General features: G+C 71.2%; 12 protein-coding genes. 5 read left to right on the forward strand and 7 right to left on the reverse strand.

The window, feature by feature from the left end; genetic code table 11:
- The first annotated feature begins 147 nt into the window (after positions 1-147).
- Genes ACFWGP_RS12845 through ACFWGP_RS12860 form a run of 4 tightly spaced genes read left to right on the forward strand, consistent with a single transcriptional unit; the run spans position 148 to position 3,822 of the window.
- Positions 148-879 (forward strand): gamma-glutamyl-gamma-aminobutyrate hydrolase family protein, encoded by a 732-nt coding sequence (locus ACFWGP_RS12845; RefSeq protein ID WP_376931090.1) that lies wholly within the window; start codon positions 148-150, stop codon positions 877-879.
- Complete coding sequence (locus ACFWGP_RS12850) at positions 876-2,231, forward strand: aldehyde dehydrogenase (RefSeq protein WP_231431390.1); 1,356 nt, start codon at positions 876-878, stop codon at positions 2,229-2,231. Before ACFWGP_RS12845 ends, ACFWGP_RS12850 begins: the two co-directional genes overlap by 4 nt.
- 58 nt (positions 2,232-2,289) lie before the next feature.
- On the forward strand, positions 2,290-3,078 hold the full coding sequence (locus ACFWGP_RS12855) for a 3-oxoacyl-ACP reductase (protein ID WP_376931091.1): 789 nt from the start codon (positions 2,290-2,292) through the stop codon (positions 3,076-3,078).
- A 9-nt stretch (positions 3,079-3,087) separates the two neighbouring features.
- Complete coding sequence (locus tag ACFWGP_RS12860; protein ID WP_231431392.1) at positions 3,088-3,822, forward strand: FadR/GntR family transcriptional regulator; 735 nt, start codon at positions 3,088-3,090, stop codon at positions 3,820-3,822.
- A 66-nt stretch (positions 3,823-3,888) separates the two neighbouring features.
- Here the strand turns inward: ACFWGP_RS12860 and ACFWGP_RS12865 are convergent, their stop codons facing one another.
- The gene (locus ACFWGP_RS12865; protein WP_231431393.1) at positions 3,889-4,200 is read right to left on the reverse strand and encodes a DUF4190 domain-containing protein; all 312 of its coding nucleotides are present in this window, start codon (positions 4,198-4,200) and stop codon (positions 3,889-3,891) included.
- A gap of 118 nt (positions 4,201-4,318) precedes the next feature.
- On the opposite strand from ACFWGP_RS12865, the gene ACFWGP_RS12870 reads away from it, so the two are divergent.
- Positions 4,319-5,605 (forward strand): uracil-xanthine permease family protein, encoded by a 1,287-nt coding sequence (locus ACFWGP_RS12870; RefSeq protein ID WP_231431394.1) that lies wholly within the window; start codon positions 4,319-4,321, stop codon positions 5,603-5,605.
- A gap of 159 nt (positions 5,606-5,764) precedes the next feature.
- Here the strand turns inward: ACFWGP_RS12870 and ACFWGP_RS12875 are convergent, their stop codons facing one another.
- From ACFWGP_RS12875 to ACFWGP_RS12900, 6 genes are all read right to left on the reverse strand, one after another.
- On the reverse strand, positions 5,765-7,243 hold the full coding sequence (locus ACFWGP_RS12875) for an NCS2 family permease (protein WP_231431395.1): 1,479 nt from the start codon (positions 7,241-7,243) through the stop codon (positions 5,765-5,767).
- A gap of 100 nt (positions 7,244-7,343) precedes the next feature.
- Positions 7,344-7,691: a peptidase gene (locus ACFWGP_RS12880; protein ID WP_231431396.1), complete on the reverse strand. Its 348-nt coding sequence runs from the start codon at positions 7,689-7,691 to the stop codon at positions 7,344-7,346.
- Positions 7,688-8,869, reverse strand: a complete 1,182-nt coding sequence (locus ACFWGP_RS12885; protein WP_231431397.1) for an inorganic phosphate transporter — start codon at positions 8,867-8,869, stop codon at positions 7,688-7,690. The genes ACFWGP_RS12880 and ACFWGP_RS12885 overlap by 4 nt, the downstream gene beginning before the upstream one ends.
- A 56-nt stretch (positions 8,870-8,925) precedes the next feature.
- Positions 8,926-9,402, reverse strand: coding sequence for an 8-oxo-dGTP diphosphatase (locus tag ACFWGP_RS12890; RefSeq protein ID WP_275506708.1), 477 nt, complete (start codon positions 9,400-9,402; stop codon positions 8,926-8,928).
- 4 nt (positions 9,403-9,406) lie between these two features.
- Complete coding sequence (locus ACFWGP_RS12895; protein WP_231431399.1) at positions 9,407-10,438, reverse strand: 6-phosphofructokinase; 1,032 nt, start codon at positions 10,436-10,438, stop codon at positions 9,407-9,409.
- 366 nt (positions 10,439-10,804) lie between these two features.
- Positions 10,805-12,931, reverse strand: coding sequence for a DEAD/DEAH box helicase (locus ACFWGP_RS12900; protein WP_231431401.1), 2,127 nt, complete (start codon positions 12,929-12,931; stop codon positions 10,805-10,807).
- Between the last annotated feature and the right edge of the window lie 70 nt (positions 12,932-13,001).

Raw genomic sequence — 13,001 nt, forward strand, 5'->3', positions numbered from 1 at the left:
GCCCGCGCCCCGCACCCGCCGGGCCCGCCCGGGCGGGGGCGGGGTGCGGGGGTGTCCACCGTCGCTCACTCCCCGCAGGCGGGGGGGGGGCGGGGGGCCGGGGGGGTGGCGGGGGCGCGGCCCGCGCCACCCGCGCCGGTGATCGGGGTGACCACCTACCTGGAGCAGGCGCAGACCGGAGTGTGGGACGTGCCCGCCTCGTTCCTGCCGAAGGTGTACCTCGACGCCGTCACCGACGCCGGCGGCATCGCCGTGCTGCTGCCGCCGCAGCCCGTCTCCCCCGGAATCGCGCGTGCCGTGCTCGCCGGTCTCGACGGTCTCATCGTGGCCGGCGGCGCCGACGTCGACCCGGCGCGTTACGGCCAGGCGCCGCACGAGCGCACCGGCGCGCCGCGCATCGACCGCGACGACTGGGAGGATGCGCTGCTCACCGCCGCCATCGAGGCCGACCTGCCGTTCCTCGGCATCTGCCGCGGCGCCCAGATGCTCAACGTCGCGCTCGGCGGCACGCTGCACCAGCACCTGCCAGAGGTCGTCGGCACCGAGGCGTACCAACCCGGCCCCGCCGTGTTCGGCGAGACGACCGTCGAGGTCGCACCCGGCTCCCGGCTCGCGAGCCTCGTCGGCGACACGGGCGACCTGCCCGTGCACGTCTACCACCACCAGGCGCTCGACGAGGTCGCCGACGGGCTCGTCGTCACGGCCCGCACCGCCGAAGGGGTGATCGAGGCGGTCGAACTGCCCGATGCGGCCTTCGGCGTGGGCGTGCAATGGCACCCCGAGGAGAACGCCGCCGACCGTCGCCTGTTCGCCGGCCTCGTCGAGGCCGCCCGATCGCACCGCGCCGCCCGCACCGACCGCGAGAGGACCCGACCATGACCCGCACGATCGTCAACCCCGCCGACGAACGCATCGTCGCGACCGTCGAGCCGGCCACGGTCGAGGAGGCCGACGCCGCGATCGCACGGGCCGCCGTCGCGCAGCGCGACTGGGCGGCCGTGGCACCCGTCGACCGGGCTCGGGCCCTCCGTCGTTTCGCCGCGGCGGTCGACGGTGCACTCGAGGAGCTCGCCGCGCTCGAGGTGCGCAACTCCGGTCACCCGATCGTGCAGGCGCGGTGGGAGGCCGGGCACGTCCGTGATGTGCTCGAGTACTACTCGGCCGCACCCGAGCGCCTCTTCGGCCGCCAGATCCCGGTCGCCGGCGGCCTCGACGTCACCTTCCAGGAGCCGCTCGGTGTCGTCGGCGTCATCACGCCGTGGAACTTCCCGATGACGATCGCCTCGTGGGGCTTCGCCCCTGCACTCGCGGCCGGCAACGCCGTCGTGCTGAAACCCGCCGAGTGGACGCCGCTCACGAGCCTCCGGCTCGCCGAGCTGGCGCTCGAGTCGGGCCTGCCCGAAGGGCTCTTCCAGGTGATCCCCGGCAAGGGGTCGGTCGTCGGTGAGCGGTTCGTCACGAACGAGACCGTGCGCAAGGTCGTCTTCACGGGCTCGACCGAGGTCGGCACGCGCATCATGGCCGGCTGCGCCGAGCAGGTGAAGCGCGTGACCCTCGAGCTCGGCGGCAAGAGCGCGAACATCGTGTTCGCCGACGCCGACCTCGAGAAGGCCGCGGCGACCGCGCCGTACGGCGTGTTCGAGAACGCCGGCCAGGACTGCTGCGCCCGCAGCCGGATCCTCGTCGAGCGGAGCGTCTACGAACGCTTCATGGAACTGCTCGAGCCCGCCGTCAAGGGCGTGGTCGTCGGCGACCCGACCGACGAGGCGACCGAGATGGGGCCGCTCGTCGCTGCCGCCCACCGCGACCGGGTGCGCTCGTTCGTGCCCGACGACGCCGACGTCGCGTTCCGCGGCAGCGCACCCGACGGCCCGGGATTCTGGTACCCGCCGACGGTGCTGACGCCCTCGCGCACCGCGCCGACCGCGACCGAGGAGATCTTCGGACCCGTCGTGACGGTCTTCCCCTTCGATGACGAGGCCGACGCCGTGTCGTTCGCGAACGCGTCGCGGTACGGGCTCTCCGGGTCCATCTGGACGCGCGACATCGGCCGCGGCATCCGGGTCGCCCGGAGTGTCGAGTCGGGCAACCTCTCGGTCAACTCGCACTCCTCCGTGCGCTACGCCACGCCGTTCGGCGGGTTCAAGCAGTCGGGGCTCGGCCGGGAGCTCGGCCCCGACGCGCCGCTCGCGTTCACCGAGACCAAGAACGTCTTCATCGCCGTCGACTGATACCGCCCACCCACCGCGCCCGCACCGGGCACCCGCCGCCGAACCAGCAAGGAGCACCATGGCCACCGCACCGATCGATCTCACCCAGCGCCTCGCCGGCCGCGTCGCCGTCGTCACGGGCGGCGCCTCCGGCATCGGTTTCGCGACCGCGAAGCGCTTCGCCGCCGAGGGCGCGAAGGTCGTCATCGGCGACCTCGACCCCGTGACCGGCGCCGCAGCGGCCGCCGACGTCGACGGGCTGTTCGTGCAGGTCGACGTCACCGACGAGGAGCAGGTGAACCACCTCTTCGACGAGGCGGCCCGCGTCTACGGGTCGGTCGACGTCGCGTTCAACAACGCGGGCATCTCGCCGCCCGACGACGACTCGATCGAGACCACCGAGCTGCCCGCGTGGCAGAAGGTGCAGGACGTCAACCTCAAGAGCGTCTACCTGTGCTCCCGGGCTGCGCTGCGGCACATGGTCTCGCAGGGTCGCGGCTCGATCATCAACACCGCCTCGTTCGTCGCCGTGCTCGGGTCGGCCACCTCGCAGATCTCGTACACGGCCTCGAAGGGCGGCGTGCTCGCGATGAGCCGCGAGCTGGGCGTGCAGTTCGCCCGCCAGGGCATCCGGGTCAACGCGCTCTGCCCGGGGCCGGTGAACACGCCGCTCCTGCAGGAGCTGTTCGCGAAGGACCCCGAGCGCGCCCAGCGACGCCTCGTGCACGTGCCGGTCGGCCGCTTCGCGAAGCCCGAGGAGCTCGCCGCGGCGGTCGCGTTCCTTGCGAGCGACGACGCCTCGTTCATCACCGGCTCGACCTTCCTCGTCGACGGCGGCATCAGCGCCGCGTACGTGACGCCGCTCTAAGCTCGGAGCATGGACCAGGTACCGCAGGAGAGCCCCGACGTCCTCGACGCCGGGCTCCTCCTGCGGCCCGCCCGGCCCGCGAACGCGTTCGAGGAGACGGTGCAGCGCCTGCTGCAGACCATCCGCCTCGGGCTCATCCCGCCCGGCGAGCGGCTGCCCGCCGAGCGCGAGCTCGCCGTCACCCTCGAGGTGAGCCGCGACACCCTGCGCGAGGCGATCGGCTCGCTCGCCGAGGCCGGGTGGGTCGTCTCGCGGCGCGGCCGCTACGGCGGCACGTTCGTCTCCGATCCGCTGCCCGAGCGGTCGACGACGGGCGCGCGCACGGTCGACCGCGCCCGGCTCGAGGACACGCTCGCGCTGCGCGCGGTCGTCGAGGTCGGCGTCGCCCGCCGCGCAGCCGAGAGCGAGCTCACCGCGGGCGATCGCGATCGCCTCTGGCAGGCGTGCGAGGAGTGCGCCGCCGCCGAACCCGGCCAGTACCGCGTCGCCGACTCGCGGCTGCACCTCGTCATCGCCGAGGTCATCGGCGCCGAGTCGGTGACGCCGCTCGTGGCCGAGGTGCGCATGCGAGTCAACGAGCTGCTCGACGGCATCCCGCTGCTCGCACCGAACATCGCGCACTCCGATGAGCAGCACCGGGCGATCGTGAGCGCCATCCTGCGCGGATCCGCCGACGAGGCCGCCGCGGCGATGGCCGAGCACCTCACGGGCACCGAGGCGCTGCTGCGCGGCTTCTACGCCTGAACGCCCCGACGACGAGCGGGGCCCGAGCTGTGCTCGGGCCCCGCGCGGGTCGGATCGGCGTTCGGCTCAGAGGAACGCGAACGGCAGCATCACGAGGCCGAAGACGGCGGCGCCGAGCGCGACGACCACGGCACCCGCGAGCATGACGGCGTTCAGCACGATGCCCCAGATCGCCGTCGTGCGGGTCGCGGGCTCGCGCTTGAGGGCCATGATGCCGAGCACGAGCCCGACGATCGGGACGACGAAGCTGTAGCTCGCGACGATCGAGACGATGCCGAGCACGAGGCTCGCGATGCTGAAGCCGCGCGACTCCGCGACGGGCGCGGCGGGCTGCCCCTGGTACGGCGCCTGGGTTGCGGTGTCGGTGACGGTGGTCATGGTGTGTGCTCCTTCTCGGTTGTACTTCAACGCTAGAAGCGCGCCGGGGCTGGCGGTATGGGGGTATCCCCCCGATACGATCTGAGGACTTCCGCCCCTCGATGTCGATCGGAGACCCATGAACCTGCCCTGGACCCTGCACGGCGACGGCAAGCACGTCGCACCGGGCGAGGTCGTCGCCCCCGGCGAACGCCTCAGCTGGCCGCGCACGATCGGCATCGGTGCGCAGCACGTGGTCGCGATGTTCGGTGCGACGTTCCTGGTGCCGCTGCTGACCGGGTTCCCGCCGGCCACCACGGTGCTGTTCTCGGGCATCGGCACGCTCCTGTTCCTCGTGATCACGCAGAACAGGCTGCCGAGCTACCTCGGTTCGTCGTTCGCGTTCATCGCCCCGATGCTCGCGGCGCTCGGCTCGACGCAGCTCGACGACCCGATGGGCGCCGCCCTCTTCGGCATCGTCAGCGTCGGGCTCCTGCTCGCCGCGATCGGCGCACTCGTGCTGTGGACGGGCACGGGCTGGATCGACGTGCTCATGCCGCCGGTGGTCGCCGGTGCGATCGTCGCTCTGATCGGCCTCAACCTCGCCCCGGTCGCGAAGGTCAATTTCGACGCCGCCCCGCTCACCGCCCTGATCACGCTCACGGCGATCCTGCTCACGACCGTGCTCTTCCGGGGCATGCTGGGCCGAATCTCGATCCTCGTCGGCGTCGTCGTCGGCTACATCGCCGCCGTCATCCAGGGACAAGTCGACTTCGCGGCCCTCGAGAAGGCGGCGTGGGTGGGCCTGCCGGACTTCCACCTCGCGACGAACCCGTTCGCCGACCCGGCGGTGTGGGGCCTCCTGCCCGCGTTCCTCCCGGTCGTGCTCGTGCTCATCGCCGAGAACGTGGGCCACGTGCGCGGTGTCGCCCAGATGACCGACGCCTCGGTCAACAAGCAGACCGGCCGCGCGCTGTTCGCCGACGGCCTCGCCACCACGATCGCAGGCATGTTCGGCGGCTCGGGCACGACGACGTACGGCGAGAACATCGGCGTCATGGCCGCGACGCGCGTGTACTCGACCGCGGCGTACTGGATCGCGGGCATCGTCGCCGTGCTGCTCGGCCTCTCCCCCAAGTTCGGCGCGCTCGTCGCGACGATCCCGCAGGGCGTGCTGGGTGGGGCGACCGTCGCGCTCTACGGCCTCATCGGCATCATCGGCGTGAAGATCTGGGTCGACAACAAGGTCGACTTCACGCGACCGGTGAACCAGTTCACGGCCGCCGTGGCGCTCGTCATCGGCATCGCCAACTTCACCATCGAGTTCGGCAACGTCGTCTTCGGCGGCATCGCGCTCGGCACGATCGCGGCGCTCGTCGTCTACCACGGCATGAACGCGATCTCGAAGGTGCGCGGCACGAACTGACGCCACTCGAGTCGCGATGGCCACGCGGATGCCTCGTGCCGCATGCGGCACGAGGCATCCGCGTGCTGTCGCCGGACTCGGAGTCCCAGGCGTACGCCGAAGCCGGGGTCGACCCCTGCGCTCCGGGAGGGTCCCCGAACCCGGCAACACGCAGGCGGGTCAGCCCCCGAGAAGCGCCTCGATCGGCCCGCGCGCGAAGTAGATCAGGAAGCCGGCGGCGACCACCCAGAGCAACGGGCTGATCTCCTTCGCCCGGCCCGACAGCGACCGGATCACGACCCAGCTGATGAAGCCGGCGCCGATGCCGTTCGCGATCGAGTAGGTGAGCGGCATGACCGTGACCGTGAGGAACACCGGCAGCAGCACCGAGAACTCGCTGAAGTCGATGCCCTTGATCTGCGACATCATGAGCGCACCGACGATGACGAGGGCCGCCGCGGCGACCTCGGTGGGCACGATCGACACGAGCGGCGTGAAGAACATCGCGATCAGGAACAGCGCGCCGGTCACGAGGTTCGCGACGCCCGTGCGCGCCCCCTCGCCGATGCCGGCGCCCGACTCGATGAACACCGTGTTCGACGAGGCCGAGGTGTAGCCGCCGACGACGGCTCCGACGCCCTCGACGACGAGCGCCGACTTCAGCCGCGGGAAGTTGCCCTTCGCGTCGGCGAGCTCCGCCTCCTTCGAGAGGCCGGTCATCGTGCCCATCGCGTCGAAGAAGTTCGTGAAGACGAGGGTGAAGACGAGCATGACCGCGGCGAGCACCCCGATGCGCTCGAAGCTGCCGAACGAGACCTGGCCGACGAGCGAGAGGTCGGGCACGCTCACGGGCGATCCCGACAGCTCGGGCACCGAGAGGCCCCAGCCGCCGGGGTTCACGACCTCGCCGCCGGCGACCCTGGGCCCGAGGTTCATGATCGCCTCGACGACGACCGAGACGACGGTTCCGGAGACGAGGCCGATGAGGATGCCGCCGCGCACCTTGCGCGCGACGAGGAGCCCGGTGAGCAGCAGGGTGAAGACGAAGATGAGCGACGGAACGGTCGCGACCGAACCGCCGACGCCCAGGCCCACGGGCGGCGAACCGACACCGGTCGCCGTCACGAAGCCGGCGTCGACGAAGCCGATGAACGCGATGAACAGGCCGATGCCGACGGTGATCGCGAGCTTCAGCTGGATCGGCACGGCATCGAAGATCAACCGGCGCAGACCGGTCGCCGCGAGCACCACGATGATGAGGCCGTTGATGACGACGAGGCCCATGGCCTCGGGCCAGGTCACCTGCCCGACGACCGACACCGCGAGGAACGAGTTGATGCCGAGGCCCGCCGCGAAGCCGAACGGCAGTCGCGCGACGACGCCGAACAGGATCGTCATCACACCGGCGGTGAGCCCCGTGACGGCCGAGAGCTGCATGAAGTCGAGCTGCTGCCCGTCGATGTCGGTGCCGCTCGACAGGATGATCGGGTTGAGGATCACGATGTAGGCCATCGTGACGAACGTGACGATGCCGCCGCGTACCTCGGTCAGGAGGTTCGAGCCGCGCGCGGAGATCTCGAAGTAGCGGTCGAACGCACCGACCGGCTTCTCGCCGGCGGGCTCGGTCGGGTCGGTCGTGGGAGGCGTTGCAGTGGTCATCCGGGAACCTTCGATGAGGGACGTGCGGCAGGGTCGCACGACGGGTGGACTGTCATGACGTCACGGCCGTGACCGGGTGCGGCGGGTCGCCCCGCCGGCATCACCCGCCCAGCAGCTTGATGACGTGGTCGCCGACGATCAGGTAGATGCCGTAGACGACGGCGATGGCGCTCACCGCGAAGCAGGCCCACGCACCCACGAGGGCGGCGCGCTTCTGGCCTTCGGAGAGCGGGCTCTTCTTCGCCGCCTTCTTGGCGCGCTTCTCCGCGGCCTTGATCTCAGCGGGCGTGACGATCGTGATGGCGTCGGTGAACTCTGCGGGCGTGACGATCGGCGTGCGTCCCGAGATGGTGAGCAGCCGGATGCCGAGCGAGTACGCGGAGACGACGACCGCGGTGCCGACGAGGGCGGACACGAGGACGAGGACGAATGCCAGCCAGTCGATCACTTCTTGACCTTCTTCTTCGGCTTCGGGTTGCGCTTGATCTTGACGGCGCGGCCGGAGTCGGCCACCTCGCTGACGACGTTGTTCGCCGAGACCTCGCTGCGCCGCGACCAGAGGAAGATGCCGGCGATGACGGCGACGCCGACGACGGTGTCGATGATGATGCCGACGACGCCGAGCTGCAGGGCGACGAACGCGGCGAGCGCGCCGACGGCACCGGCGGCCGGCAGGGTCATGAGCCAGCCGATGCCGATGCGGCCGGCGGTGCGCCAGCGCACCTTCGAACCCCGACGACCGAGGCCGGAGCCGATCACCGAGCCCGAGGCGACCTGCGTGGTCGAGAGCGCGAAGCCGACGTGGCTCGACGCGAGGATCGTCGCGGCGGTCGCCGTCTCGGCGGCGAAGCCCTGCGCGGGCTTGACGTCGGTCAGGCCGGTGCCGAGCGTCTTGATGATGCGCCAGCCGCCCATGTAGGTGCCGAGCGCGATCGCGACGGCGCAGGTCACGATGACCCAGGGCTGCACGTCGCTGCCGACCGCCTGCACGCCCGCGGCGACGAGCGTGAGCGTGATGATGCCCATCGTCTTCTGCGCATCGTTGGTGCCGTGGGCGAGTGCGACGAGCGACGAGGAGAAGATCTGCGCGTGCCGGAAGCCGTCGCGGCCGTCGGGCTTGCCGTCGTGGCGGCGCGTGATGGCGTAGGCGAGCTTCGTCGCGATGTAGGCGATGAGGCCCGCGGTCAGCGGGGCGAGCAGCGCCGGCAGGATCACCTTCGACAGCACGACCGAGAAGTCGATCGCGCCGACGCCGAAGCCGACGAGCGCTGCGCCGATGAGCCCGCCGAACAGGGCGTGGCTCGACGACGACGGCAGGCCGAGCAGCCAGGTGATCATGTTCCACACGATCGCGCCGATGAGGCCCGCGAAGATGAGCTCGGGCGTGATGAGCACGCCCCCCGGCCCCTCTTTGATGATGCCGCCCGAGATCGTCATGGCGACCTCGGTCGAGAGGAACGCGCCGACGAGGTTCAGCACCGCCGCGAGGGCGACCGCCACCTTCGGCCGGAGCGCACCGGTCGCGATCGGCGTCGCCATGGCGTTCGCCGTGTCGTGGAAGCCGTTCGTGAAGTCGAAGAAGAGCGCCAGTGCGATGACCAGCACGACGATGAGGGGCGTATCCACCGGCGTCTTTCTTGCGAGAGGGAGCGGTTCACCTGGAGTTCAGGGCCGCGTCGATCCTACGCGACGGGAGGCCCCTCTGACACCACCGTCGCGAGATCCTCGCCGAAGACGAAGGTGCGCCGGGCCAGCCCGCCGGCGAGCACGCCCGGCAGCCAGAGCCGGGCGTCGTCCCACATCGCCTCGTACGGCACCGCTTCGAGCGCGAACCACTCGGGGTCGAGTTCGACGGATGCCTCGGGCTCGCCCCGCCAGGCACGGGCGACGAACACGTGGGAGCGCTGGCTCCACCCCTCGCGGTGGGGGAAGTGGTACGTCATGAGCCCGCGCGGCTCGAGGTCCTCGGCGGCCACGACGAGGCCGACCTCTTCGAGGATCTCCCGCACCGAGGCATCCGCCGCGGTCTCACCGGGCTCGAGCTTGCCACCGGGTGCGACGATGCGCCCCTTGCCGAGACCCTGCTTCTTGCGGCCCAGGAGCACCTCGGTGACCCCGTCGCGCTCGCGGAGCAGGTAGCAGACGCAGACGTCGTACACGGATTCAGCCGAAGAGGATGCGCGCCTCGTCGTACCGCGACTGCGGCACCCGGTTGAGCGTGCCCACGGCCTCGGCGATCGACACCGTCTCGATGTCGGTGCCGCGCAGCGTCACCATCGAGCCCCATGCGTGGGCGTAGACCGCGTCGATGGCGGCCATGCCGAGGCGGGTCGCGAGCACGCGGTCGTAGGCCGATGGCGCACCGCCGCGCTGGATGTGGCCGAGCACGGTCGCGCGCGACTCGATGCCGGTGCGCTCCTCGATCATCGGCGCGAGGATGTCGGCGATTCCGCCGAGCCGCGGGCGGTTGAAGGCGTCGAGGCCCTTGTGCGAGTGCGCCTCGTCCATGCCGTCGAGCGTGAACCCCTCTGCGACGACGACGAGCGGGGCACGGCCTCGGTCGCGGACCGACTCGACCCACTCGCAGATCTGCTCGATCGACTGCGGCTGCTCGGGGATGAGGATGGCGTGCGCTCCCCCGGCCATGCCCGAGTGCAGCGCGATCCAGCCGACGTGGCGGCCCATGACCTCGAGCACCATGCAGCGGCCGTGGGAGTCGGCGGTCGTGCGCAGGCGGTCGATCGCCTCGGTCGCGATCTCGACGGCCGTGTCGAAGCCGAACGAGTAGTCGGTGGCGGCGAGGTCGTTGTCGATCGTCTTGGGCACGCCGACGACCTTGATGCCGCCCTCGTCGTGGAGCCGGCGGGCGGCCGTGAGAGTGCCCTCGCCGCCGATCGCGATGATCGCGTCGATGCCGTGCTCGTCGAGCATGCGCTGGATGTTCTCGGGGCCGCCGCCCTCGCCCTCGAACGGGTTGGTACGGCTCGAGCCGAGGATCGTGCCGCCCTGCTTCGAGAGGCCGCGCACGTCGTGACGGGTGATCGGCATGATGTCGGCCTCGACGACGCCCTTCCAGCCCCAGCGGAACCCGACGAACTCGGTGTCGTGCGAGATCACGCCGTTGAGCACGGCGCCGCGGATCACCGCATTCAGGCCGGGGCAGTCGCCGCCGGAGGTGAGGATGCCGATCTTCATGCTCGCTGGACTCCTTGGGGGTGAGGGGGGAATCGTCGGTGGAGCCGCTTCATCGGGGCACGACGTTCGGAAGTCTAGCGAACCTCGACTCTGGTGAGACGTTTCGGTCGGGCACTCGAATCGAGGTCGCCAAATGGCGCAAGCATCACGCCAACCGCGTCGGCACCGGCGTCACAGCACCCCGTCCGCGCGCCCGGCACGGGCGTGCAGAAGCACGGTGCTGCACCGAGTCCGCGTCACAGCACCCCGTCCGCGCGCCCGGCACAGGCGTGCAGAAGCACGGTGCTGCACCGAGTCCGCGTCACAGCGCCCCGTCCGCGCGCCCGGCACGGGCGTGCAGAAGCACGGTGCTGCACCGAGTCCGCGTCACAGCGCCCCGTCGAGGGCCTGGCGCAGCAGGTGCTGGAGAGCGTCGAGCTGCACGGAATCGGCCGAGCCCGGCTCGACGTCCTGGCCGTCGAGCGCGCGCGCCGCGAGGCCCTGCTTCGAGTCGATCAGCTCGGCGATGCGGGCGTCGATCGTGTGCGCGGCGATGATGCGCCACGCGGTCACGGGCTCCTCCTGGCCGATGCGGTGCACGCGGTCGATCGCCTGGGTCTGCTCGGCGGCCGTCCAGCTGAGCTCGGCGAGCACGACGTTCGACGCGGCCTGCAGGTTGACGCCGACGCCGGCCGCGGTGAGCGAGCAGACGGCGACGTGCACCTCGGGGTCCTTGTTGAACGCGTCGATCGCGGCCTGGCGCTGCAGGGCGGTCTGGTCGCCGCGGAGCGACACGGTGCGGAGCTCCCGCGACGCGAACGCCGCCTCGGCCTGGTCCATGACGTCGATGTGCTTCGCGAAGAACACCACCTTGCCGACGGACCGGGCGAGCTGCGCCGCGTAGTCCGCCGCGAGGCCGGCCTTCGCCTGGCCGATGCGCCGCACCATCGTGAACACGTTCTCGCCGGACTTCGCCGACTTCGACTCCTCGAGCTCGGCGCTCGCGACCGCCCGGATGAACTGGTCGCGGGTGTCCTCGTCGAGGTCGCCGATGCGCAGGTGGCGCGCCTCGACGAGCGCACGGAAGCGCGAGGCGAGGCGGTTGCCGAGCTCGCGCTCCGCGGCGCGCACGGAGCGGCCGAGCTCGTCGTCGAGTTCGACGGGGAGGTCGGCGATGCGCTTGGCCGGAAGGTCGGCCGCGACATCCACCTTGCGACGTCGCACGATGCCGAGGTCGATGACGGTGCGCCGCGCCTCGGCGTAGAAGCCGGGTTCGGCGGGGGTGAGCCCCGTCTCCTCGAGCTTGCCGAGGAGCTCGGGCGAGGGCTTGTCGCCTTCGATCCAGCCGAGGAACTGCCAGATCGCGCGGAAGTCGTCGACGTCGTTGATGAGCGGGGTGCCCGTGAGCGCGAGCAGCAGCGGGTCGCCGCCGGGCGTGGCGCGCCGGATGCGGTCGGCGAGCGCGAGCACGTTGCGCGAGCGCTGCGACTGCAGGTTCTTGATGAAGTGCGCCTCGTCGACGACCATGCCGCGGAAACCGAGCGTCGAGAGCCACGCCATGTGCCGGTCGAGCACGTCGTAGTTCACGACGACGACGTCGGCGAAGGCGTCGAGGGTGTCGCCGTCGCCGTGGATGACGGTCGCGCGACGGTGCGGGGTCCAGCGCTCGACCTCGCGAGCCCAGTTCATCTTCACGACGTTGGGCACGACCGCGAGCAGCGGGTAGGCGTTCGAGACGGATGCCGCGAGCACGGACTGGGCCGTCTTGCCGAGGCCGGGCTCGTCGGCGAGCAGGAACGTGCGGTGCCCGTTGCGGGCGCTCTCGATGAAGCGCGCCTGGTGCTTCATGAGCTCGAGGCCGCGGGGTGCGAGCCGGTCGACCTTCGGCGCCTCGGGCAGCTCCATCGTGGCGGCCTGGCCGCCGGAGCCCTGCTCGAACGCCTTGAAGAGGGGGCCGAGCAGCTCCCAGTTCGCGAGCCGGCGCACGGGCACGACGGGCGCGACGGCCTTCGAGAAGTCGGGGGCGAGGAACGGGTTCGCGAGCTGGCGGGACTTCACGGAGCGCGGCACGACCTGGTTCTCGGACAGCTGCGGCACGACCGGCTCGGCCTCACGGGTGATGATGAGCTCGTCGGGGCTGAGCTCGGCGCCCGACTCGAGCAGCCAGTCGCGGCGGAATCGCTGCGCGACCGTCGAGATCGAGGCGTCGGGCTCGAGCAGCTGGATGAGGCTCGTGTCGCGCGCCGCGGTCTTCGCGAGGATCTGCGCGATGCCGTCGAGGCGCTTGAGCAGTTCGGCGCGGGCGGCGTCGGTGATCTCGGAGTCGGCCTTCACCCGGGCTCGCTCCTCGCGCATGAGCAGGGCGATCACTTGGAACTTCTGCCGGTTGGTCGGGCCGAGCTTGCCCTTCTGCGCCTTCTGCTCGACCTCTCGCACCTTGCGGGCGAGGATCGGGATGATGGGCGCGTCGTCGTCGCGCGAACGCGTGCGCTGCCGCTGCCTCTGCTGGGCCATTGTTCTCCCGTTCGTTCGTGCCGGAGCCCGGCACGCCCCCTGCGGCACCGATGGGTGATCGGGCCGACTG

The sequence above is a fragment of the Agromyces sp. NPDC127015 genome, assembly GCF_042725165.1.
Classification (GTDB): domain Bacteria; phylum Actinomycetota; class Actinomycetes; order Actinomycetales; family Microbacteriaceae; genus Agromyces; species Agromyces chromiiresistens.